Origin of the sequence: Bifidobacterium sp. M0353 (assembly GCF_016100645.1) — a bacterium.
Lineage (GTDB): Bacteria > Actinomycetota > Actinomycetes > Actinomycetales > Bifidobacteriaceae > Bombiscardovia > Bombiscardovia choladohabitans.
Window position 1 is genome coordinate 336163 of record NZ_JACFSB010000002.1, and the last position, 24101, is coordinate 360263.

At 63.6% G+C, this 24101-nt stretch carries 16 protein-coding genes and 1 tRNA gene; 5 read left to right on the forward strand and 12 right to left on the reverse strand.

The features are described 5' to 3' along the window. Positions 1-12: 12 nt before the first annotated feature. From H3V04_RS06950 to H3V04_RS06965, 4 genes are all read right to left on the reverse strand, one after another. Positions 13-1443: a G5 domain-containing protein gene (locus H3V04_RS06950; protein WP_198187721.1), complete on the reverse strand. Its 1431-nt coding sequence runs from the start codon at positions 1441-1443 to the stop codon at positions 13-15. Between the two features lie 403 nt (positions 1444-1846). Beyond that, positions 1847-1920 (reverse strand) — tRNA-Thr (locus H3V04_RS06955). 110 nt (positions 1921-2030) lie between these two features. Next, complete coding sequence (locus H3V04_RS06960; RefSeq protein WP_198187723.1) at positions 2031-2954, reverse strand: thioredoxin domain-containing protein; 924 nt, start codon at positions 2952-2954, stop codon at positions 2031-2033. 61 nt (positions 2955-3015) lie between these two features. Further along, entirely contained in the window at positions 3016-5010 is a 1995-nt protein-coding gene (locus H3V04_RS06965) for a serine/threonine-protein kinase (protein ID WP_198187725.1), read from the reverse strand. Positions 5011-5164: 154 nt separating this feature from the next. On the opposite strand from H3V04_RS06965, the gene H3V04_RS06970 reads away from it, so the two are divergent. The 3 genes from H3V04_RS06970 to H3V04_RS06980 all read left to right on the forward strand — a co-directional run bounded on the left by H3V04_RS06970 (position 5165) and on the right by H3V04_RS06980 (position 8726). Further along, positions 5165-5563 carry a carboxymuconolactone decarboxylase family protein gene (locus H3V04_RS06970; RefSeq protein WP_198177101.1) on the forward strand — a complete coding sequence of 133 codons (399 nt, stop codon included), beginning with the start codon at positions 5165-5167 and terminating at the stop codon, positions 5561-5563. Between the two features lie 202 nt (positions 5564-5765). Then, on the forward strand, positions 5766-6893 hold the full coding sequence (locus H3V04_RS06975) for an ABC transporter ATP-binding protein (protein ID WP_045935944.1): 1128 nt from the start codon (positions 5766-5768) through the stop codon (positions 6891-6893). A gap of 171 nt (positions 6894-7064) precedes the next feature. After that, positions 7065-8726 (forward strand): DUF4032 domain-containing protein, encoded by a 1662-nt coding sequence (locus tag H3V04_RS06980; RefSeq protein WP_198187727.1) that lies wholly within the window; start codon positions 7065-7067, stop codon positions 8724-8726. A gap of 75 nt (positions 8727-8801) precedes the next feature. On the opposite strand, the gene rlmB is transcribed toward H3V04_RS06980, so the two are convergent. From rlmB to H3V04_RS07020, 8 genes are all read right to left on the reverse strand, one after another. Continuing rightward, on the reverse strand, positions 8802-9794 hold the full coding sequence (gene rlmB, locus H3V04_RS06985; protein WP_198187729.1) for a 23S rRNA (guanosine(2251)-2'-O)-methyltransferase RlmB: 993 nt from the start codon (positions 9792-9794) through the stop codon (positions 8802-8804). Positions 9795-9861: 67 nt separating this feature from the next. Further along, on the reverse strand, positions 9862-10614 hold the full coding sequence (locus tag H3V04_RS06990; protein WP_198187731.1) for a carboxymuconolactone decarboxylase family protein: 753 nt from the start codon (positions 10612-10614) through the stop codon (positions 9862-9864). A gap of 50 nt (positions 10615-10664) precedes the next feature. Then, positions 10665-11714, reverse strand: a complete 1050-nt coding sequence (locus H3V04_RS06995) for a LacI family DNA-binding transcriptional regulator (RefSeq protein WP_232342644.1) — start codon at positions 11712-11714, stop codon at positions 10665-10667. Next, the gene (locus H3V04_RS07000) at positions 11711-13159 is read right to left on the reverse strand and encodes an MFS transporter (protein ID WP_198187735.1); all 1449 of its coding nucleotides are present in this window, start codon (positions 13157-13159) and stop codon (positions 11711-11713) included. The genes H3V04_RS06995 and H3V04_RS07000 overlap by 4 nt, the downstream gene beginning before the upstream one ends. Beyond that, positions 13149-17207: a fibronectin type III domain-containing protein gene (locus H3V04_RS07005; RefSeq protein ID WP_198187737.1), complete on the reverse strand. Its 4059-nt coding sequence runs from the start codon at positions 17205-17207 to the stop codon at positions 13149-13151. Before H3V04_RS07005 ends, H3V04_RS07000 begins: the two co-directional genes overlap by 11 nt. A gap of 226 nt (positions 17208-17433) precedes the next feature. Continuing rightward, positions 17434-18015: a dCTP deaminase gene (dcd, locus tag H3V04_RS07010; protein ID WP_198187739.1), complete on the reverse strand. Its 582-nt coding sequence runs from the start codon at positions 18013-18015 to the stop codon at positions 17434-17436. A gap of 840 nt (positions 18016-18855) precedes the next feature. Further along, positions 18856-20259, reverse strand: a complete 1404-nt coding sequence (locus H3V04_RS07015; RefSeq protein ID WP_198187741.1) for an MFS transporter — start codon at positions 20257-20259, stop codon at positions 18856-18858. 13 nt (positions 20260-20272) lie between these two features. Beyond that, positions 20273-21265: a nucleoside hydrolase gene (locus H3V04_RS07020; protein WP_198178442.1), complete on the reverse strand. Its 993-nt coding sequence runs from the start codon at positions 21263-21265 to the stop codon at positions 20273-20275. Between the two features lie 274 nt (positions 21266-21539). Here H3V04_RS07020 and fbaA point away from each other — a divergent pair, with 274 nt between their 5' ends. Next, on the forward strand, positions 21540-22604 hold the full coding sequence (gene fbaA, locus H3V04_RS07025) for a class II fructose-bisphosphate aldolase (protein WP_198187743.1): 1065 nt from the start codon (positions 21540-21542) through the stop codon (positions 22602-22604). A 194-nt stretch (positions 22605-22798) separates the two neighbouring features. Continuing rightward, on the forward strand, positions 22799-24100 hold the full coding sequence (locus H3V04_RS07030) for an adenylosuccinate synthase (protein ID WP_198187745.1): 1302 nt from the start codon (positions 22799-22801) through the stop codon (positions 24098-24100). The last annotated feature ends 1 nt before the right edge of the window (position 24101 follow it).

Below are 24101 nucleotides of genomic sequence, written 5' to 3' on the forward strand. Positions count from 1 at the left end.
GTGGTTAGGGGATCAGTACCAGTTGTAGCGCTCCGAGTGGCGCCAGGCTGTACTCGGATTACCGTAATTATTGTTGATGTACCAGAGGCCCCAGTCGATTTGAATGGCGGCATCGTCACGCCAGTTATCTCCAAATTTTGCCATTTTAGAGCCCGGCAGAGATTGGGGGATGCCGTAGGCGTCGGAGTTAGGATTCTTCTTATACCACCGCCATTCTGACTCCTTGTTCCAGAGTTTCACCAAGTCATCGAATTGCGAACCCGTCCATCCGCGCTGGGCGGCAGCGCCCCCGGCATAGGCTTGAGCTATATCGGGTTCTGCATGCCAAAGACCGTCACGAGATGGACTCGGCGCTGGCGCTGGCGCTGGCGACGGGGCTGGTTTGTTCTCGGGCTTGGTTGGAGCTGGTGTGCTCGGCTGTGTCGGCTGCGTGGTCTGCGGCGGCTTGATCTGTGTTGGCGTAGGGGCCGGTGTCGTTGCCGACTGCGAATCCTTGCTGGGCGAGGGGCTCGGAGATGGTGTCTTCTGCGCCTGTTGGGAATCCTTGCCTGTGTCCTTGGACTGCTGCCCGCTGTTCTGTCCCTCCTTCGGCTTGTCGGGACCGACGGCCACCACCTGATCCACCGGTATGGCCACGGTCTCCTCCTTGATCACCTGCTCCGATTCGGCCTGTCCGTCCACGTAGGTGACCTGGATGGTCTGCAGGCGTCGACCTGCTACGCCTGCCTGCCGCATCTGGGTCTGACCGGGCGCCAGGCTCGGGTCGACCACGGTCCTCGTAGCGAAGGGTATGGGGATTGTTTTTTGAGTGTTTCCGTGGGTAACCCGTTGGACCCGCAGCACGGTGGTGCCCTGGTCATGCTCCACGCTGACCCGGTCCTCCTTGCCCAGCACGATGCCCTTGGAGTCCAGGATGGAGGCGGCTGGAAGCTTGCCGTCAGGGGCTACCGAGGTCTTCCCGTCAGCTATGACCGTGACCGGCCCTGCCTGGTTGATGACCAGACCGCCGGTCAGTTGGTTATAGACGTTGTCCACATCCACGGTGACCTTCATGGCCTGCCTGCGGTTCTCCTCGAAGAATCCCAGCAGCTGGTCCATGCTGGTGGCCGTGGTCCAGAAAGGCACCCGCTGGCCCTGGATGACGATGGTGGTCTGGTAGGCGGAACGCACGGTGACCGCCGCATGGTTGCGCAGCTGGCCTCCTGAAGTGGAATCGACCAGGTCGTGGGTCTTGACCTTGATCCCTTGCTCGCGCAGCAGACCGTCCACGCTGTAGGCGTAGGTGGTCACCATTTTGGTCTGCCCGTTTACGCTCAGCGCCACGCTCTTGCGCGCGGCAATGCCGAAGGTCAGGACCGTGGCCAGAACGACCAGGAGGGCGCAGGAGACCACGCGGATTCTTCTGAGCACGACGAAACGCCGCGGTGTCCAGCGTCTGGCCATGTGCTCGCCTCCCTGTTCCTGCCTTGTCTGTACCCGGCAATTCTAACGGGGCGGGCATGGAGCGAGGCCGCACAATTCGCAAGGTCGGGCAAACATCCACATTTGTCGCGGACGGGTGGCAATAAAAAAGCCGACCTGGCCGTCATCGGTCAGTCGGCTTTTCAAGACCCGGGCCCTGGGCCGGCGGATCAACGTCAAGAGGACGGGAATGAAGGGGAATGCTCCCGTCCTCGAATACGAACGGAGATGGTTGGGGAAAAGCTCCGTTCGTACTTCGGAGAACGAGCCTCCGAAATGACTTACTCGAGGGAAGTATTTGCAATTATCCAGGTAATGTCCATTATTATAGCCTGCCCGGAGACAAAGCCGGATAGTCGGATTTAATGGTTCGTTCCTGGCGTAGAGCCTCCTGTCAGAGTCGAACTGACGACCTGCCGCTTACAAGGCGGCTGCTCTGGCCAACTGAGCTAAGGAGGCGGTCCCGGTGGTCCATTACAGCATTCCGGGCCGCGGTACGGAATGATATCGTACCATCACCGTGCCCCCAAGGGGACGCTGGGCGCGTAATTTCTCTCGACCTGCCCGGTTCAGCTCAGCGAGCGCGGTTGGCCGGAGGCGCCGATGGCCGGCATGGCGCCCTTGACGCCCACCTTTGACTGGTCCAGGCCCAGAGCCTTGAGCAGGCCCGAACTGTAGTCCAAGCCCGCCCGGGACAGGTTGCCCAGCTCCCAGTAATTGCCGTTGATGCGGACCGTGGGCGTGGTCATCTGCCCCTTGTTGGACCCGCTGGGATTCCAGAGCTCCTTGCGCAGGGGGGTGTAGGTGTCCATGGCCTTGATCCAGGCCCGGTAGTGGCCCTTGACCGCCTGGTCGGCGACCTTGGGATCAACCCCGGCCTTTATGGCCTGCTGACGGATCTTGTCGTTGCTGACGGGGTGGTAGTCGGACTCGTCCGGTTGGAAGTCCTTGGCGTAGAGATTGGCGATGAAGGGCAGCAGATGGTCGGGGTCGTGCTGGGCCACGTAGATGGTGGCCGTGCCCGTCCTGGTCGAATAGTTGTCGGTGGAGAGCCGGTCCATGAAGCTCATGGGGTAGATGACCAGGTTGATCTGTCCGGCATCCACCAGACCGGTCAGGGTGGAGTCCAGCCCGCGGTGCAAAGCGCCACAGCCTGGGCACATGAAGTCCATGTAGATCTCCACGGTCGGAGCCTTGGCCACCGGCTTGCCCAGCCCCCTGGAACTGATCAGGAAGCCGCCCTGGTCATTGGCGGTCGAGGGCTTTTCCTTGACCTTTGCGACGGCCTGACGAGCCTGCTCCAGGTCCTGGGTCTTGACAGGGCGATGGCTGCGCCAGTACAAGAATCCGCCCAGAGCGATCAGGGTGATGAGCACCACGGTGACGATGACGCCGATCATGGTCTGCTGGCGGCGCTCCTTGGCCTCCTGGAGCCGTCGGGCCTCTTCCTGGGCCTTGAGCGCGGCCTTGCGGTTCTGCTTGCCCTTGGACATGACCTGGATCCTTTCCTTGGCGTACTGAGCATAGTGTAGCCGCCAGGGGTGAAGCGCGACCTTAGGCGCGCAGGAGGTGGATGGGGGCCCAGTCCATGGAGGGTTGGGCTATCAGCCCGGCCAGGAGGACGGCAATGATCAGCAGCCAGATCAGGAGCAGAATCCACCTGCGGCGGGGGCTGCCCGGCACCTCGGGGTCCTGGCGGCCCAGGGGAATACGGCCTGCCGCCAGACGCAGGACCATGTTGCCGCTGTCGGCCTTGGGGGTTGATCGGTCCTGCGTGGGCAAGGTCGTCAACAGCCAGCCGACCAGCGTCGCCAGGGCCATGGCCAGTCCGCCGGCGGACAGGGGCCTGGCCGCCGGGAGGGGGAGGGCCAGCAGGTGTTCGCCCAGGGTCAGGCCTGCGCGAACGGTGGTGAGGGTGCCGGCCCAGGTCAGCGGCAGGGCCACCAAGGCTTGGACAAGGATTATGCCCGGCAGGCGGAGCAGGGCGGCCGCCAGGCCCTTGAGCAGGTGCCAGGGGAGGGCGGCCACGTTCAGCAGACGGTCGGTGCCCCGCCTAGGGCCGTTGCGGCGCAGCTCCCGTTCGATCTGGGCTTTTATGCTCCATCCTGCGGTGCTCAGGACCCACAGGAGGATTCCGGCGACGACCAGTGCCGAGACCGGGGCCAGGGCTGTCAGCAGGGCGGGAAAAAATCCCAGCATGACCAGGCAGGGGGTTCCGGCTTTCAAGTAACGCAGACGTCGCATCTGTGCGGGGGGCTGATCTCCCAACCAGTGGGCGTTCGCCTCGTTGCGGTATCCGCTGGGCAGGGGCTGTGCCGGTGGCAGCGGGTCCTGAACAGTGGTGGCCTGCAGATCTTGGCGGTCGGCCAGGGGTTGTTGATCCTGCCAGGTCTGGGTCTGCTCCTGCTGCTCCTGGACAGCGGGAAGGGGGTTCAAGAGGCTGGTGGGTTGCTCCGAGTCGGGCAGGAGGGTCGTCTGTCCATCGGCTTCGTCCTCGGTCGGAGGTCGTGACCAGGCCGTCCGTGGACTGTCTGGATCAGCCTGTCTGATTGGTGGCATAGGCATGGTGGCCGGTTCAACGACCATGGTGGGCGAGTCGGCCTGCCCCTCAGCCCCCGAAGAGCCGGCGCCAAAAGGGCGCATCGTCTCCTGACTGCCCGTATCCTGGTCGTCTTGCTCCCCCTGCCAGGCCTGAGGATCCATGGCATCCCGGCTGATGGCCTCCAAGAGCTCCTGGGGTGTGCAACGCGCGCCTCGGTCGGGGGAGAGGGCCGAGCGCAAGGCTCTCATGGTGCCGGTGGGTAGCCCGGACAGGTCGGCATTGCCTGAGGCCTCCCGCTCCAGGACCGCCATCATGGGTTTGTCGCCGAAGACCGCCCGTCCGGTGGCCGCGTAGGCCAGAACGGCGGCCGTGCTCCACCAGTCGGTTCCCTGATCGGCCTCGGCTCCGTCGATGATCTCCGGGGCGATGAAGCCGGGGGTCCCCATGACCAGCCCGGTCCTGGTCACATGGCTCTGCCCCTGACCCATGGCGATGCCGAAGTCCACCAGCACCGGCCCCGAGACCGAAATCATGACATTGGTGGGTTTGATGTCCCTGTGGACGATGCCCGCCTGGTGGACGGCTGCGACGGCATCGGTCAGCTTGCGTGCCAGCCGCTCCAGGTCGTCTCCACGATAGGGGCCGTTGACCGCCACATCGTCGCGCAGGTTGCGCCCCTCGATCAGCTCTGTCACGATGAATGCCAAGGCATCATCAAGTTCCATATCCACGATCCGGCAGACTCCTGGATGACGGATTCGCTGCAGGGCCAGAGCCTCGCGTCGCAGGCGCTCGCGGGCCGAGGCACGGTCACGTTCGTCAGGGCTCTCTGACGAGACCTGGTCCTCCTCCAGGGATTCCCGCAGAATCTTCATGGCGTAGTCCTGGCCTCCGCCATCCCGTGCACGCCAGACGGACCCCATGGCGCCGCCGCCCAGGGGCTCGATCAGGGTGTAGCCCCCGACCAGCCGTCCCGGCCTTAGGTCCAAACCCTCAAGATCGCTCATATCTCCATTGTGCCCCGACTGGTTGAAAAGCACCTGATTGCGGCCCCGGCTGTTTCGCCGCGTCCGAGGCCGCCAGCGGCATAATGAGCAAACAGGCGTTGATACAATATTCTCGGCGGGAAAATATGCAAAACAACAGAAAGAAGGGGCTTCCATGGAAGCTTCGCGCTTTGAAAAGGGATCCGAGGCCTTGGCCGCTATTGACGGCAAGGGAGGCCAGGCTGTCATCGATTCGCTTCAGGATATAGCGCCGGACCTTGGCCGTTGGATTGTCGAATTCGCCTTTGGCGACATATACACCCGGAAAGGACTCGATCTCCAGCAGCGTGAGCTGGTCACCATAGGCAGCCTGGTGACGCAGGGTGACACGGCCCCGCAGCTGGCCGTTCATATACAGGGGGCCCTGAATGTCGGGCTGAGCAGGGCGGCCGTGGTCGAAGCCATACTCCAATGTGCTCCCTACGTGGGATTCCCCAGGGTCATCAATGCGATCAACGTGGCCAGGACGGTCTTCGAGCGCGATTCCGAAGATTCCGACAAGTCCAAGGATTGAGTAGACAAGGGTTCGCACGTCGAATTCGGACCTTGGTGTATAGTGGGCACTGGCTCAAGGGAGAGTTTCTCTTAACCACAAAATAGAAAACCGTCGCATGGCCATGCCGATGTCGGTGTTGACCCCGGGACGGAAACCACAGTGAAAAACAACCCTTCACTACGGATCGTTCGGCACGTACCTGCCGATGAAAGGATGAACAATGGCAGAAGTGGTATTCGACCACGTCACTCGTATCTACCCGGGCAACGATGAGCCCTCGGTCAGTGACCTCAGTCTGGACATCAGAGACGGTGAATTCCTTGTTCTGGTTGGGCCTTCCGGTTGCGGAAAGTCCACAACCCTGCGCATGCTGGCCGGCTTGGAAGAGGTCAACAAGGGGCGCATCATGATTGGCGACAAGGACGTGACGACCATGCAGCCCAAGGACCGCGACATCGCCATGGTCTTCCAGAACTACGCCCTTTACCCCCACATGACCGTGGCCGACAACATGGGCTTCGCCCTGAAGATCGCCGGCACCCCCAAGGACGAGATCCGCCAGCGGGTGGAGAAGGCCGCCGAGGTGCTGGATCTGACCGAGTACCTGGACCGCAAGCCCAAGGCTCTGTCCGGTGGTCAGCGCCAGCGTGTGGCCATGGGCCGCGCTATTGTGCGTCAGCCCAAGGTCTTCCTGATGGATGAGCCTCTGTCCAACTTGGACGCCAAGCTGCGTGTCCAGACCCGTACCCAGATCGCCGCCCTGCAGCGTCAGCTCAACGTCACCACCCTGTACGTGACCCACGATCAGACCGAGGCTCTGACCATGGGCGACAGGATCGCCGTCATCAAGCTGGGCGTCCTGCAGCAGGTGGGTGCGCCTACCGAGCTTTACGATCGGCCCGAGAACGTCTTCGTGGCCGGCTTCATCGGCTCGCCCTCCATGAACATCAACATCCACCCCGTGGTCAACGGCCAGGCCAAGATCGGTGAGGACACCATCAGCCTGCCTCGCGAGGCCGTCGACAAGCTGACCCCCGAGGACCAGGGCAAGATCGTCGTGGGCTTCCGTCCCGAGAATGCTTCTCTGGCCGGTGCCGACGAGCCGGATGCCTTCTCCCTGAAGGTGGCCAACGTGGAGGATCTGGGGTCCGACGGCTACATCTATGGCAACATTCTGACCGACAACAGCGTGGCTGAACAGGCCATCGTCATGTCCGACCAGAACAAGCTGACCACCATCCGTGTCAACCCGCGTGACCTGCCCAAGGTGGGCGACGTGGTCAAGATCCACATCGATCCTGAAAAGATGCACCTGTTCTCCCCGGCCAGCGAGCTGCGGCTGAACTGAGCGTTCCTGTGACCCTGTGGTTCGGCCACGGTTTCCCGCCGGGCCGCAGGGCCCGTATTGATCATTGATATCATCTCCTTTCCTTGTTGACCGGGTGACCAGGAGCCCCGCGCGGCGCATCCGTGCGGGGCTCTTCCCGTATAGGATGGGCGGCGATGGGATGGATGAAGCATGACTAGCGTGAACATCAACCGGGCGACGGCCTCCTCTCTGGACCCTCGTGCCCTGAAAGCCACCTCGATAAAGACCACGACCGATCCCTCCTCCGAGCAGGAGCCGGCCGCTCTGCACATCACGGCCACCAGCTCCAACCCCAGGATGTTCACCCTGCCCTGGGAGCGGCCACTGGCCACCTGGCCCCGGGATTTGCTGGCCAACCTGCCCAGGGGCATCTCCCGGCACGTGGTTCGCTTCGTTCACGTGGGCGACGATGTCTACGCCATGAAGGAGATCACCCAGCGTGTGGCCGAGCGTGAGTATGAGCTTCTGCGCAAACTGAAAAAACTGGAGCTGCCCACGGTCAACCCCATCGCCGTGGTCACCGGTCGGCACACCCGTGAGGGCGAGCCGCTTGAGGCCATGCTGGTCACCCAGCACCTGAAGTTCTCACTGCCCTACCGTGCCCTCTTCGCCCGTAATCTGCGTCCGGATACTGCCGAGCGCCTGATTGATGCCCTGGCGGTCCTTCTGGTTCGGCTCCATCTGGCCGGCTTCTACTGGGGTGATGTCTCCCTGTCCAACGTGCTCTTCCTGCGTGATGCGGACGCCTTCTCGGCCTTCCTGGTCGATGCCGAGACCGGCGATCTGCATCCCAGCCTGACTGATGGCCAGCGAGAGTATGACATCGACCTGGCTAGGACCAACATCATCGGCGAGCTTATGGATCTGGATTCCGGCAACCTGCTGTCCGGCGAGGTGGACGAGGTCGGCGTAGGCAACCGGCTGGTGGACCGCTATCACTCCCTCTGGAGCGCCCTGACGGACGTGGACAGCTTCGATCCGGATGAGATGTGGAAGATTGAGCGCCGAGTCAACCGGCTCAACGATCTGGGTTTTGACGTGGACGAGCTGGAGATGAAGACCGAGGAGGACGGCAACCGGGTGCTGGTGCGCCCCAGGGTGGTCGATGCCGGCTACGCTTCCCGCAAGCTGCTGAGGCTGACAGGTCTGGATGTGCAGGAGAATCAGGCCCGGCGGCTGCTCAACGATTTGGATGCATACCGGGCATCCACCTGGCGTCAGGGCGAGGACCTGGAGATTGTGGCCACCGACTGGATGCGCGAGGTTTTCGAGCCCACCGTGCGCATGATCCCGCCGGAATACCGCTCGCAGATCGAACCGGCCCAGTTCTTCCATGAGGTGCTGACCCACCGCTGGCTGATGGCCGAGAAGGCCGGTCACGACGTGCCCATGGCCGAGGCTGTGCAGAGCTACATCAGCGAATCCCTGCCCGAGTACCGGCTGGACTCCGAGGACATGAAGACCATCAACGAAGAGGCCGATGCCGGCGTGGTCGACGACGAGATGAACTGGCAGGGCGGCCGTGCCCCGGCTGGTCAGGGTAAACAAGCCACCCGCGATCAGGCCGACAAGGACGCAGATGGCCATGAAACAGTTGACAATGGCGTGAACGTCCGAGCCGATGCTGGCGGCCGGACCGGGGCAGAAACTCAGGCTGACCGTGACCGGGCGGGCGGGAAGGTGCCGTCACAGCCGGCCTTTGAGGATGCGAATGGCGGACGAAGCTCGCTGAGGTCGGTCTATGCCCCCGGCAGCCTGGATGCGGCTGCCGACCAGGACGATCAGGATGATGCGGTCTGGGCCTCCAGCTGATTGATTGGTTTGTGCGGCATGGGGCTGTTGCATGCTGGTTGCTGCGCGCAGGCTGTTGCCGCTGCCAGCCTGGGGCTATTCGGCTTGGCTGGCGGACCGTCGGCGTGCCATGGCTACGGCGTAGAGGCTGATGCCGGCCGCGACCGAGGCGTTCAGGGATTCCACCGAGCTGGAGATGGGGATGGAGGCCAGGGTGTCGCAGTTTTCGCGGACCAGGCGGCTTAGCCCCTTGCCCTCGGAGCCCAGGACCACCACCAGCGGGTCGGTCTCGAAGCCTGTCTCGCCTACTGTGGTGGTGCCTGCGCCGTCCAGGCCGACCGCGTAGTAGCCGCGCTCCTTGAGCCCTTGGATGGCCTTGGTCAGATTGACCACACGGGCCACGGGCAGGTGGGCGGCGGCTCCGGCGGACACCTTCCAGGCTGCAGCTGTGACCGAGGCGCTGCGCCGCTCGGGCAGAACCACCCCCGAGGCCCCGAAGGCCGCTGCTGAACGGATCACGGCCCCGAGGTTCTGGGGGTCGGTGACCCCGTCCAGGGCGATGAACAGGGGGCGGGCGGCGACCTTGGTGGCCTGGTCGGCCCCATCCAGGGCGGCTGCGTGTTTTTCGGCCCTGTCGACCAGGCTCTGCAGGGAGGCGTACTGGTAGGGCTGCACCTTGAGGACCACGCCCTGATGATTGCTGGACCGGGCGATGCGGTTCATTTCCAGACGGTCGGCCTCCAGCAGGTTGAGCCCCTCCTGCCCGGCCAGCCGCACGATCTCCCTGGTCCTGTCGTCGTGTTCCATCCGGGCGGCCAGATAGAGCTGGCTGGCCGGGACTCCTACACGCAGGGCTTCCAGGACGGCGTTGCGGCCGATGACCAGTTCGTCGGAGTCGGAGGCGAATCGGTCGGCCCTGCGGCGGGCTGCCAGACGTGGGTCGGCCGCCTGCCTGCGCTGGGCCGCCTGCCGGGCCTTGTAGGCCTTGTGATAGACGCGATCCTCGGCCTTGGGGGTGGGTCCCCGGCCGCGCAGTTTGTTGCGGTGCTTGCCGCCCGAACCCTTGGTCGGGCCTTTCTTGTTAGCCATGTCTTCAGTGTAAAGGCAGGCGGGAACCGGTCAGACATCCGTCGGTCCTGTAACCAGGCCGTGCGAGTCAGCCCAGGGCGGCTACTTGGTCAGGATTCGGGAACTCCATCCATTCGACCGGGGACTGCCCGCTCGATGCCGGGGTGACGGCGATGTGGGCCATGGATGACCGGCCCGAGGCGCCATGCCAGTGTCTGACCCCTGCCGGGCAGAAGACCACGTCGCCGGGTTCCAGCTTGCGGGGCTGATGTCCCTCCTCCTGCTCCCACCCCTGCCCGGCGGTGACAATCAGGAGCTGGCCATGCGGGTGGGTGTGCCAACGGTTGACACACCCGGGTGCGAAGGTCACATTGCTGGCTGGGCATTCCGCGTCCGGATCGGTCAGGCGGTGCAGCCAGACATGGCCGGTGAAGTTGGGCCCGTCGGCCGAATCCCCCAAGGGGTAGGGCCCTGAATCCGGCTCAGTCCCGGCTTTGGATGGGGTTGCAGCGGTGTCCCGGCCCTCGCCGTAGACCTCCTTGGCCAGGTCGAAAGCCGACCATGCTTTGGGCCAGCCCGCATAGAAGGCCAGGTGGGTGATCAGCGCCACCATTTCAGTGCGGGTGACGCCATTGCCCTTGGCCATGGCCATATGGCTCTTCAACTGGGGGAAGAGCCCCATGCTCATCAGGCCTGCGCAGGTGATCATGCTGCGGTCCCGAGCCGAAAGCTCATCTTCGCGGGACCAGACCTGGCCGAAGAGCACATCATCGTTCAGGTGGGCGAATTGCGGTGCGAACCGACCGAGCCTGTCGTGGCCCGCCGTCTGTTTGATTGCCATGGGTTGGTCTCCTTGCCGTCATCTTGGCCGGGTCATTCCGGCAGGTTCAGCTATACCCCTTCGAGTGCGCTTGAAGTCAAGGTGCCCAGACTGTCCCGGATGATCAGCGAGGTAGGCAGGGCCAGGGCTCCGCGGTCCTCGGTAACAGGCGGGATGCCGGCTTTGCGTAGCTGAGCAATCAGGGCGGCTTGTTGGCGGGACTGCCCGGTCTCGGGCTTCCGACCCAGCAGAATATCCGCCGCGGCATGTCCTATGGCTCTGCGGGGGATGCGAATCGTAGCTACGGCCGGCTTGACGACAGGGGCGACCATGGTGTTGTCAAATCCGAGGACACCGACCCTATCAGGCACGGTGATTCCTTTGGATTGCAGTCCCAGAATGACTCCAGCGGCGATCAGGTCATTGTAAGCGACCACAGCATCGGGAGGTTGCCGCTCCAGAACGGCGGCAGCATGCCTACCGCCTTGGACAGTAGGATCCACCGGACCCATTCGTCGGCATTCCAGTCTCGTGACGCGGCTGAGTGCTTGCAGGCTCTCCCAGCGGGATCGGTCGGACCAGGCCCCCACCCGGCTGGCTATGTAGACTATAGACCGTCGTCCCTGCCGCCGTAGCAGTTCCAGGGCTTGGGCCAGGCCGGTGGAGGCGTCGGGCAGGACGGAGGGAAGGCCCTCCATGGGGCGGTTGAGAACCACAAGAGGCAGGTGTCGTCCCAGACGCCGGGCCGTCGGTGCTCGGACCTGATCAGTGGCCAGAATGATGCCGTGGGTACGGCCGACCAGTTGTTCCAGCAGGTCTTCCGTACGCCCCAGCTCGGCTCCGGCCTCGATGATGCCGACTGCACCTTGCTCAGGAAGTGCTTCCTGAGCGCCGGCAAGGATCTGGGAGGAGATGCCGTTGGAGGTGTCCTGGACCAGAAAGGTTATCATGACCGGCCCGGTCGCATCCCTGCTGGGAGGATGGTCGGGCAGGGGGTATCCCATGGATCGGGCCAGGGAGCGGATATGGTCGGCGGTCTGCGAGTTCAGCCGACCGGGATTGTTGAGCGCGCGGGAGACCGTGGACGGGGACACTCCGGCCCTTGCGGCCACGTCGATCATGCGCACGCGTCGGTGCCCTTTCCGCCCCTGTGTGGGCTCCGGGGATCTCCTGGACAAGCCTGATGCTCCGTTCCTTGCCTGATATGGCTGCACTGGCATTGTATACGGCCTGCCTGCAGGTCGGCGCTGATGCGTCCGAAGACCTCCTCGGTCAGCGGATAGCAGCGGATGAGCAGGACAGAGATGGTGAACATGGCAGCCGGCACCAGGCCTACAGCCAGCCTCATGTTGGCGCCCAGGGCCGGATCCTGGGCGACATTCATGCCCGGCCTGTAACCCAGGAAAGACAGGATGGCTGGCCCCGCCCATCCATTGATGGCTGCTCCGACCTGGCGGGTGATGCTGAGGGCGGCCATGGAGGCTCCGGCGGTGTTCCCATTGCCGGTTCGCCACTGCTCGTACTGGACCGAATCCGCCTGCATGGCCCAGATGCAGGGGGTGATGACCTGCACTCCGATGCCGTTCAAGGCTATGCAGGCGACGGCAGGCCAGGCGGATCGGACCAGGATGAAAGCCAGCGAGGATCCGATGACCATCAGCCCGCCCAAGGTCCAGGTGCCCCGCTTGCCCAGACGCTGCACCAGCCAGGGCGAGCAGGGGGCTACGACCACCCCGGCAAGGACGCCCACCAGCGTCAGGGCGAAGGTGATTCGTCCGGTCAGCCCGGGGTTGCCGACGGTCAGGACCTCCTTGGCGACGATCGGGGCCAGCGAGGCCACCGGGTTGGTCATGAACAGGGTGGCCAGACAGACCACCAGCAGGGGTCGATTGTCGGCCAGGAGCCGCAGATCCTCTTTCAGTGAGGTAGGAGGGGCTGCCGGAGGCAGGTAGCGCTCCCTGGTGGTCCGGGCCATGATCAGATAGCCCAGGGAGCCCAGCAGACAGCAGGCGGCGACCACCGGAAGAAAGAGTCGGGAGGGGTCCATGTCGTTGACCCGCGGAGCCAGGGTAAAGGTCAGGACGACTCCTGCCGCCGCTCCGCCGAAAGTACGGGAGGCCGCCAGGCGCTGACGGTCGTCGGGGTCCCGGGTCATGGCTCCCAGCAGGGCCCCATAGGGCACGCCCCCCAAGGCTCCAAGGAGCTGATAAAGCAGATAGGTGGCGATGGCCCAGCCGATGCGCACCGGCATAGGGGCGCCCGCCGGAATGGTGTACATCAGGGTGATGGAAATCATCATCGGCAGGCCGAAGACGACCACCAGCCGCCGCAGACCGCCCTCCCGGTCTTTGGCGCGTCCGTCGGTGATTCTTCCGGCGACCAGGTAGACCAGGGCCTGGAAGAGGTGGGCCCCCAGGAAGATGTCGGCCACCAGCATGGGGTCCATACCCAAGTAGAGGTAATAGGTGGTCAGGAAGAGGTTGGTCATCTGCCAGCCGACGTTGTTGGCGGCGTCGCCAAGGCCGTAGCCCAGAATGGCGGACCTGGGCAGGGACTCAGCGCTCATGGTCGCCCTCGGAGATGAGGCAGGGCAGGGAGGCTGGGGATTCCGGTCCGGCTCCTGCCGCGTTGATGGCGCTGACGCTGACCGTGTATTTGCCGGGCTCCAGATCGTTGAGGGCCAGGGTGGTCTGTTTCGGAGCCAACCGCAGTCTTGTGCTCTGTCCGCGGCCCATTTCGTGCACGGTGACCAGATAGGCCTGCAGAGGGATGCCCCCATCGTTCGGGGGTGACCAGGATGCCTGCATGGTTTTGTCGGAAGAGGTCAGCCTGGGCTTGCCCGGACGTCCGGGTGTATGCCCCAGGATTAGGGGATCGTCTTGGAATGAGGGGAGCGAGACCCGGCCATCCTCGGTGGTCAAGGCTGCCATGACCCGATAGATGCTTGGCGGAACCTGCCGGAAACTGTGGGTCTGCCTGTCGGCGGGCAGCCAGACGGTCGGCATGGGGTCATGTTCGTCGGCCGGTTTCAAGGTCAGTTCGCACCCTGAAAACCCCTGAGGGGCCTGGTCAATAGTCAGATGGACGGTCATGGTTGCCAGATCGATGCTGACCTGGGGGCTGCCGGGCCGGGGCAGCGTTGGATCAGTCCTTCCGGCTTCGGGAGGGCCCATGTGCAGCTCAAGCGGGTCTGCAGGTTCGCCGATGCCCGTGGAGTTGCACTCCTGCAGGATCATCCGCCAGGAGCCGAAGGGGATTCCGTCCAGGTCGGCCCATCCTTGAGACCGGTCCAGGTAGAAGGTCATGGACCTGCCTTTTCGGTCACGCAGAAGGACCTGGGCGGTGCGCGACGCGTCGGCCTGGTGTCGGATTGGTCCGTGCTGCCAATCCAGTCGCAGACAATGTCCGTGAGGCTGGGCGTCGATGCTCTTGGGAGCTGCAGGTATGGCTGGCAGATGATGGCGAGAGAAGGCCATGATCTGGCTCAGCTGCAGGGCGTACCGTCCTCCCTGATAAGGGTTGGCGCGCAGCCGGGTTGCCTCGATTCTGATGAACCTGATATTGCTCATTGGGGCGAAGTCGAAGGCCTGTGGCCGACCGTCCACCGGCAGCGGATAGCTGTGGCGACTGCAGACCCGAGTCCAGCTGCGGCCGTCTGACGAGAGGCTGATGGAGAAGTCCAGCGGAAAGCCCTGACCCTGGTTGGGGTCGGTCGATCTGTTGCCGGCTGCGTACTCCACCACGCCGAAGGAATCGGTGCCTGACCGCTGGCTGGACTGGTCCGCGCCTCCGGACGGATCGCGGCCCCTGGGCGCCAGAACCACCTGGGACAGGGTGGCCGCCTGCCGCATCTCCAGAAGAACCCACTCCGGGTGGTTCCGGTTGCCGACGGAGCTGGACCAGCCGAATCGGTCGTAAGCGGCTCCGAGACGGCCGTCGATCAAAGCGGCCCTGGTCCATCCCGGCAGATCAGCCTGGGAGGAGACCTGAACCCGGGCTCCTGCGGCAAGATCGGCCCGGGCCTGTCGGGGAGGCCGCCGCCCGGCGGTGAAGGTGACCGTCACCGTGGTGGTCTCCTGCAGTTCCCCTCGGAAGCGCACGCGGGCCCGGTAGCGATGCCCGGGTTCCAAGCCAGAAGGATTGACGGTGTAGTAGATATCTTGCTCGTGGCGCAGGTTCCCGTTCATGTTTTCCAAGCTGAAGGCGCCCTCGGCATCCTCCAGGACCTGGGCGCTCCAGCGCTCGCTCATTGCGCCGCCCTCCTGACGCAGATGGATGCAGTGCTTGACTTCCCGTGATATCCATTCCACCCGGCCCAGGTCGATCCGGGGGCGTGCTGTCCCCAGCCGAGGCGGAGCAGCATGCTCGATCCACCCCAGAAAATTCTCCTCCCGGAAGACCTGTCGCCCCTGCTTGCGCACGCACAGGACCAGAAGGAGTCGGGCCCCCCGGCTGGCCTGATCTCTGGGCACGGTGATGGTCACGGGCACGGTCCGCCAGGAGGCGTATGGGACCTGCACCCGTCGGTGACCCCGCTCGACAACTATCCGTCTGCCCCCTGGGCCACGCTGCCAGGCCACTTGCCAGACCAGCTCAAGGTCGGTTCCCCGACGCTCCTCGTCATTGTGGACGATGATGGTGCGTCGGCTGGTCATTGCGTGCGGGTAGATCCTGCGGGGCCGGCCCAGGCGAGATTCACGGTCGAATTCCTTGTCGTAGGCGGCGACATCCGCGAAGGAGGCGGCTATATATCCAAAGGCCGGCCCCTCCTGCCAGGGTTCATCCTCTCCGCGCCAGGGATCGAACTGGGGGCGCAGCAGCCTTTTAGGGTTAAGCCCCCTGCGGATTCTGCGCCGGTCCGGTTCCAGGCAGGCCTCGATGTTGTCGTAGATGAAGGTGGATATGCAGAAGGGCTTCCAGTCGACCACTCGCGTGGTTCGTATGCCCCTGGTCACCCGTCCGACCTCCCGGCCGAAGTCCGCCCGGGAGATGGTGTCCGGATCGCCGTTGAGCCGGCCGTGGTAGATGTCGGCAATCCGTCCCTGCCCGTCGTAGCGGGGGATTCCTGCGGTGGAGACCGAGAATTCCTCACCGGCGGCCAAGGGCAGGGGCGAATCGATGTCGTATAGGGCATAGATGTCTGGGGTCGAGGTCATACCCGAGGGGTACCCGCCGTAATAGTGGCGGGAATCCTCGTCGGTAATGGGGGCATTGAAGCCGTCATTGACCACTGGCCGGGTGCCATCCTGCTCATGCACGGCCGCCTGCAGGGCTGGGATGAGCAGGTCGCCGTCCCTGGGGTTCCATGCCTCGTTGGTGGTGGACCAGAGGACGATGCTGGGGTGGTTCCGGTAGGCCCGCACCCACCGCTGCGTCCACTCGACATAGTGGCCGATGGCTTCGGGCCCGTAGCTCATGTGGAAGGGCGGATTCAACTGAACATTGGCTGGAGAGCCCGGATTCCAGAAGGCCGTCTCCTCCTCAAGGAGCATGCCGGTCTCGTCGGCGTGGTCGGCCAGGGCTTGCGAGGGGACTGAGCGGATGTGGTTGCGCAGGATGTTGAAGTTGGCATGTCGATAGGCATCCACCCAGGCCTTGGTCATGTCCCGGCCGGATTGGTTGTCGTCGAGGATCAGTCCATAGGCATCGCCGACCTCGTTGATCAGGTCGCGGCTGCCCTGGTTGAGCAGGCAGAGGGAATCGCCGCGCAGCCGGATGGGGATGCCGTTGAGCAGGTACCGGTCTCCCTGACGCTGGAATTGCCGGAAGCCGAATCGTTCCTGGGAACGGTCGACCGCATGGCCATCGACGTCGAGAACAGCCTGCATGACATACAGGAAGGGATCGGTCCTGGACCAGTAGTGGGCGTCCGGCCAGGCGATCTGCAGACGGACGACCTTGGAGGAGTGGGGATTAAGAGAGCAGGACACCGGGTTGAAGGTAAAGACGGTCCGGCCCCTGCGCATTGAAGGTTTCCACGGGCGTACCTTGGCCCTGAACCGCAGATCGCATGGGCGCTCGCTGGTGTTGATCAGCGTTGCATTGAGCTCCAGCCGGTCGTTGGAGGGATCGGCGTCGCCGCCCAGATCGGGGATGATCTGCAGATCTTCGATGCGGATCTTGGGCCTGCTGTTGAGCCAGACGTCGCCGCCCAGCCCCAGCCGCCCAACGAGGTTCTCAGTGCCGAAGGGGAAGAGCAGCCGACCGGGGCCCTCTGTAGAAGTCAGGGCATCGGCGGGGAGGGATTTGACGCTCCAGATTTCGATCCTTATCTGGTTGCGTCCGGCATGAACCGCCCTGGTGACATCCAGATCATAAGGGAGCAGCGTCATCAGATAACCCTTGGTGGATGACGGCCCCACTGGGATAGCGTTGATCGACACCTTGCCCAGGGTGGCAAGGGCATCCAGGTGCAGGATCATGTCCTCGTTCGGGTCGAGGGCGCCTAGGAAGAATTCCTTGAGGTAGACGCCATGGTGGAGGTCCCGGCTCCAGGAGTCCGGATAACCGGTGGTCTCCGGCAGGCTGTCCCACCAGGTGGGCACCATGACGGGGTATCCCCGGTCTGCGTCGTCGGGGTGGAAGTCCCAGATGCCGTTGAGATTGAGTTTCACGCCGCCTCGCCTCGCTGCCTGCTGCTGTGTCGGTTCCCGACCGGCCGTCATGGCCTCTCAACAGGCAGGGTACATCGTATTGAGGCGTTGCCATTTATTGCCAAGCCGGACCCGGGTACCGGGGATGACCAAGGCTTGTTTCAGGCCTGAGCATTACGGGCTGGTCGGCGAATGTGCAGGCACAAGCATGCAGATGCTGGGCCTTATGGGCCAGGCCTGGATCTGATCAGTCTGAGACGTCGGCCTTGTAGAAGTTGACGTAGGAGCGGGAAGGAGTTGGTCCGCGCTGGCCCTGGTAATGGGAGCCGTTGTGCTTGGCGCCGTAAGGGTACTGGGCGGGCGAGGAGAGCTGGAAGAAGCACATCTGACCGATCTTCATGCCAGGCCAGAGTTTGACCGGCAGGGTGCTCACGTTGGACAGCTCCAGGGTGATGTGCCCTTCAAAGCCGGGGTCGACGAACCCGGCGGTGGAGTGGGTCAGAATGCCCAAGCGTCCCAGGGAGCTCTTGCCCTCCAGCCGGGCGGCCAGGGTGGAGTCCAGCTTGACGTACTCCCAGGTGGATCCCAGCACGAACTCGCCGGGGTGCAGGATCCAGGGCTCGTCCTTGGGCACCTCGAACTGCTCGGTCAGTGCACCCTGGTCTTCTGCAGGATCCACGTAGGTGTACTGATGGTTGTTGAAGACCCGGAAGTAGCGGTCCAGGCGCACGTCCACGCTGGAGGGCTGAACCATGGCGGGCGTCCACGGGTCCAGATTCAGGTGCCCTGCCTCGTGGGCATCCAGGATGTCATGGTCGCTGAGCAGCATGCCTAGGTATCTCCTTTGGGTTTATTGGTCGAGGGTCTCTCCTCGGGCGGGAAACCATCCGAAATCCAGTCTAACCGGCCCTATGCCCGCTTGTTGGTCTGGCAGGATTCACAGAGAATTTTCAGATAACACTATCGTCACCATCAGGTAGCAGTTCTTTACTATAAATGTCGGCACAAAAACCGAACGGGCGGTTGACCTCCGTCCGACAACTGATTTCCCTTTCTTCTCTCTCGCCCGGCGGTGTGCACGCACCGCCGGGTTCTCTTCATTCTGGGGTATGTATCAGTGCGTTGACGTTTCACGTGAAACCACATGGCCGATGGCTCGATTGAGTTCGTTCAGGTCTGTTACGGGATGGTCAGGCGGTTGCAAACACATGAGCGTTTGCAAATCCATGAGTAGTCTGATGCTTGTCTGTGCCGGTCATCTGTTTTCGGACTTCTGGCTTCCTTGGATTTAAGACTCATGGTCGGCTGATACCGAAGACAGGATCAAAAGTTCCACGCAGCCGCATTCTCGCATTCCCCTTCTCTGGCATCTGTATAAGTTGTGTTTTATAGGCAAAGTGTTGAAAGCAGGCACAGAAGATATGGAAGAACCCCCGTCAGTTATGGCTATGACGGGGGTTCTCCACCAGGGGGAGGGGCGGCGATCTTCTTGCCTTCGGCGGCTGAGGGAAGAGGGGGACTATCACATTGCCGAAAGCAGTCCGAACTCCGCTCCCTCCCCGGTTCGAGCGGCCGGGTGCCGGTGCCGGGCCCGACTCATTCCCGAGGCCAGGAAGAGTGGACCAAGCAGTGCGGCTATCCGACCAAGTATGTGTGGGTCACACCAGCCTCACTCCTGGGGAGCCTTGGCTGACATGGCCTTGTGGAAGATGGCCACGATGATCAGGGCCAGCAGGGAGGCCAGCGCCATGACCCAGAACATGTTGGCCACCTGGGCCTGGATGCCGGTCTTGACGCCCGCCAGAGCAAGCGACCCGAATCGGGGATTGGCCATGAGCCCGCTGTAGACAGCCATGCCGATGGAGGCCGAGGTGTTCATCATCAGATCCCCGATGCCGATGCCGCGTCCGTTCTGGTCCACCGGCAGAGTGGCCGAGAAGGAGTCGTAGAGGGGCGTGTAGGACATGGTGATGCCGGCGATGAAGACCGAGGCCAGCGCGGTCAGGACCCAGAAGCCCGAGGTGAGCATCAGGGCCGAACCGGCGGCTCCGGCGATCATGAGCAGGGCGGACAGGATCAGCATGGGCAGGCGTCCCATGGCGTTCATGATGACTCCGGACAGGCAGCCCACCAGGGTGGCCACGATGTAGACGATGGTCAGGCAGAGGGAGACCTGGCTCAGGGAGATCCCGTAGATTCGGTCGCCGATCACGTTGTAGATGGGCACGCAGGCGAAGTTGAAGAAGTAGAAGACGAAGAGGGCCAGCAGGACAGCCATGTAGGCGCCGTTGGTCACGAACCCGCGGCTCAGGAAGGGGTTGGCGCCCTTCCAGACGTAGCCGGCGAAGATCAGGATCAGAACGGCCAGCACCCCAAGCATCCAGGTGGCCGGGAAGGAGAAGTAGACGGCCACGAATCCGGCGATCAGCGCGAACAGGGCGATGCCGAAGGCGTCAATGCGCTCGCCCTTGATGCCGGTGTCGGGCGTGTACTTGAGCACCGGGGGGATCAGCAGGATGGAGACCAGCGGCACCAGGAAGAGGTAGCGCCAGTCGATGGAGGTGATCAGACCGCCGGCGAAGATGCCCACAGCCGAGGATGCGTAGTAGACGGCGTTGAAGATGCCCAGGTAGAAGGCGCGCTCCTCGTCGCTCAGGTACTTCATGGCCATGACCAGGAAGACCGAGCCCGCCACCTGGCCGCCCGCGGTCTGGATCATGCGGGCCAGGACCACAGCCCAGAAGTTCGATGCGCCGAAGAAGCCCAGAAGGCTGCCGATAATCAGGGCGCCCACGCCGAACAGGGTCATCTTCCTTGGGGAGATGTAGTCGCAGAGGGTTCCGTAGAGCATGCAGACCACGCCCAGGACGATGCCGGGCAGGGTGCTGATCAGCGAGGCGTTGGCGGACATCCCCAGGGAGTCGCCCACGTTCTGGAAGACCAGGTTGAAGGCCTGGATCATCAGGGTGCCCAGCAGGAAGATGGCCAGCAGGGCCGGCAGGGCCCGCTTGGTGCTGCGGCGGTTCTCGTCCACGGTCGCTTCGGTAGCCGTTGTGGTGATTGATTCGCTCATGACTGCCGTCCTTCTATTGTTCGCTCTCGGTCTTGCGCACCAGGGTCAGGAGCCTGTCCATGAAGCGCCGGGTGAATCGCTCGGTGTCGACCGACAGGGCCACCTTGGTGTTCTTGACCGTGTCCAGAAGCCTGTTGGGGTCGCCGATGGTACGGGCCCGCTGCGGTCCCTCGGTCTCGACCATCAGGTTGGTGGCGAAGGTGGTGACCAGGCTGGGGTCGATGGCCACGGCGGCGGCCAGGGGGTCGTGCAGGTTGCAGCCGCCCAGGTAGGCCCCGCTCTCCTTTTCGCTGATGTCGATGTAGTAGTCGGTCATGTCCGCCAGGAAGCGTCCGGCGCTGGTGCCTGTGGCGCGCAGGGCTTCGGTGTCCTCGCGGCTCATCAGGGCCTGGGTGGTTACGTCCAGGCCGACCATGGTGATGTCTGCGGTGGTGGCGAAGACCCGGTTGGCAGCCTCGGGATCCTGGTTGATGTTGGCTTCCGCGAAGGGTCCCACGTTGCCCGGCTGGGTCAGGGTGCCGCCCATCATGACGATGCTGATGCGGTCGACGATGTCGGGGGCCTTTTCCAGGGCGGCGGCGATGGTGGTCAGGGCGCCGGTGGGCACCACGACCAGCTCGCCCTTGGGATAACGGCGGACCGCGTCGATGATGAAGTCCACAGAGCTCTGCTGGCTGGCCTGCCGGTCGGTCTGTGCGGGGATTTCGATGTTGCCGGTGCCGTTGGCCCCATGGAAGATCTCGGAGTCCGGCGGAACGCTGAAGGAGTCGGCCGTGCTGGGGTGATCGATCCCCTTGAAGACCGGAATGTCCTCCCTGCCATACATGGCCAGCAGCCGCAGATCGTTGTCGACGCCTTGGTCGAGCACAACGTTGCCGTAGGTGCCGGTGATTCCGATCAGTTCGGCGTCCGGGGAGCCCAGAACGTAGGACAGGGCCAGCGTGTCGTCGATGCCAGTGTCCAGATCCAGGATGATCTTGCGGACGGTTCCCTTGCTTGCTGACACGTTGGTCTCCTTCCCAGAAGGATGGGCGGCCCCAACCTTCTGCTTACCTATATCGTGCCTTCCCTAGGCTGATTCGTTACTGCCGTGAAACAAACAACCTGTTTGATGTAACGTTTCATCAAACTGTACGGAGCTAAACTACCTGTGGCTTGGAGGCTTGTCAAAACGCGTCGTGGGGTGTTCGCCATAAGGGCAGAGACCTGCAAATCCATCGGTGATGTCCGCAGCTGCGGGTGGTCGGCCGCTTTTCCTCGCAACCGACGATAATGAGGGTATGACTTTAGCGACTCCTGAACGGTATGTGGCGATGCTCGATGCGGCCAGACGGGGGTCCTACGCCTTTCCCGCCATCAATGTGACCAGCACCCAGACCCTGAACGCGGCTCTGCAGGGGCTGGACGAGGCCCAGTCCGACGGGATTATCCAGGTCTCCGTGGGAGGTGCCGCCTACCTGTCCGGACAGCGCCTGGCCGACCGGGTGGCTGGTTCCATCGCCTTTGCCAAGTTCGCCCACGAGGTGATCGCCTGCTATCCGAGCATCACCGTGGCCCTGCATACGGACCACTGCGCCCCGCAATACCTGGACGGGTGGGTGCGTCCCCTGCTGGCCTACGAGAAGGATCAGGTGGCCCACGGTCAGGATCCACTCTTCCAGTCGCATATGTGGGACGGTTCCGGTCTGCCCCTGCGGGAAAATCTGGCTACGGCGGCGGAGCTGCTGGAGTTGTCCCGGGCTGCCCACACCGTTCTCGAAATCGAGGTAGGCGTTGTCGGCGGCGAGGAGGACGGTCACTCGGCTGCTATCGATAAGCGGCTCTATTCCTCGCCCGAGGACGGCCCCAGGGTGGTTGATGCCCTGGGTCTGGGCGAGCGCGGCCGCTACATGGTGGCCTTCACCTTCGGCAACGTGCACGGATCCTACAAGCCCGGTGTGGTCAAGTTGAGGCCCGACCTGCTGGGGCAGATCCAGGACAGGACCGCCAGAGCCATATCTAATGGGGAGGTCGGCGGCATCCCCGCCCCGGACGCCCCTGCCGACAAGCCCTTCCTCCTGGTCTTCCACGGGGGCTCCGGCTCGCAGCCGGAGGAGATCGCCTCGGCCGTCGCTCATGGCGTGGTCAAGATGAATGTGGACACCGACACCCAGTACGCATTCACCAGGGCCGTGGCCGGGCACATGTTCGCCAACTACGACAAGGTCCTCAAGGTGGACGGGGAGGTCGGCGAAAAGAGTGAATACGACCCCCGTTCCTGGGGGCGTCAGGCCGAGGATGGGATGGCGGCGCGCGTCGTCCAGGCTTGCCAGCAGCTGGGCAGTGCGGGACGGGCCATGAGATGACTGGAAATCCCCCGTCCGAATAGGGTCCTGCGGGCGGGGGAGCCGCGATCGGCTGTTGAGCCTGTCCAGGCCTTCTGATGCCTGGGTCGGTGCCTGGGTCGGTTCGCCTTCCGCTCCATACGTAGGGTTAGGCTCGTCTATGGATGGTCTGCCGTTGTTTCCTTGGATGGCGACCAGTGGATAAGGAGCATCGTATGCCTGGAATCGTGATCGTCGGGGCCCAGTGGGGCGACGAGGGCAAGGGCAAGGCAACGGATCTGATCGGCGAGCACATGGACTACGTCGCCAGGTTCAACGGGGGCAACAATGCCGGCCATACCGTGGTTGTGGGTGACCAGGAGTACGCCCTCCACCTTCTGCCCTCGGGGATTATTCACCCGGCCATCACCCCGGTCATCGGCAACGGCGTCGTGGTCGACCCGGCTGCCCTCTTCGAGGAGATCGATGGGCTCCAGTCCCGCGGCGTGGATTGCAGCCGGTTGAGGATCAGCGAGTCCGCGCACATCATCGCCCCCTACCATCGGACGCTGGACAAGGTGACCGAGCGTTTCCTGGGCAAGCATAAGATCGGCACGACCGGCCGCGGGATCGGTCCGGCCTATGCCGACAAGATCAACCGCGTAGGTATTCGCGTGCACGACCTGTTCAATGTCGACCACCTGCGCGACAAGGTGGAGGCCAGCCTGCACCAGAAGAACCAGATGCTGGTCAAGCTCTACAACCGCAGGGCCATCGAGGTGGAGGCTACCGTTGAAGAGCTGGCGGGATACGCCGAGCGGCTCAAGCCCTACGTGGCCAATACCTCACTGATGCTCAACCAAGCCCTGGAACGGGGCAAGAACGTGCTTTTCGAGGGCGGACAGGCCACCATGCTGGACGTGGACCACGGCACCTACCCCTTCGTCACCTCATCCAACTGCACGGCCGGGGGTGCCTGCACCGGCACCGGCGTGGGACCGACCAAGATAGACCGGGTGGTCGGTGTGGCCAAGGCCTATGTGACCCGCGTTGGCGAAGGGCCCTTCCCCACCGAGCTGGACAACGAGCAGGGCGAATGGCTGCGCCGTCAGGGCCACGAGTACGGGGTGACCACCGGCCGCTCCCGCCGCTGCGGCTGGTTCGACGCGCTGGTCAGCCGCTATGCGGTGCAGATCAACGGCCTGACCGACATCGTGCTGACCAAGCTGGATGTTCTCTCCGGTCTGGAGACCATCCCGGTCTGCGTGGGCTACGACATCACCCGGTCCGATGGCTCCCGTGTCAGGGTGGATCAGATGCCCGTGGACCAGGCCGAGTTCCAATCCGCCCAGCCGGTATACGAGGAGCTGCCGGGCTGGCGCGAGGACATCTCCGGCGCCAAGAGCTTCGAGGAGTTCCCGACCAAGGCCAAGGACTACATCCACCGCCTGGAGGACCTGTCCGGCTGCCGCATTTCGGCTGTGGGCTCGGGCCCGGGCCGTGACCAGATTGTGCAGATCCACTCCCTGATCGGCTGAG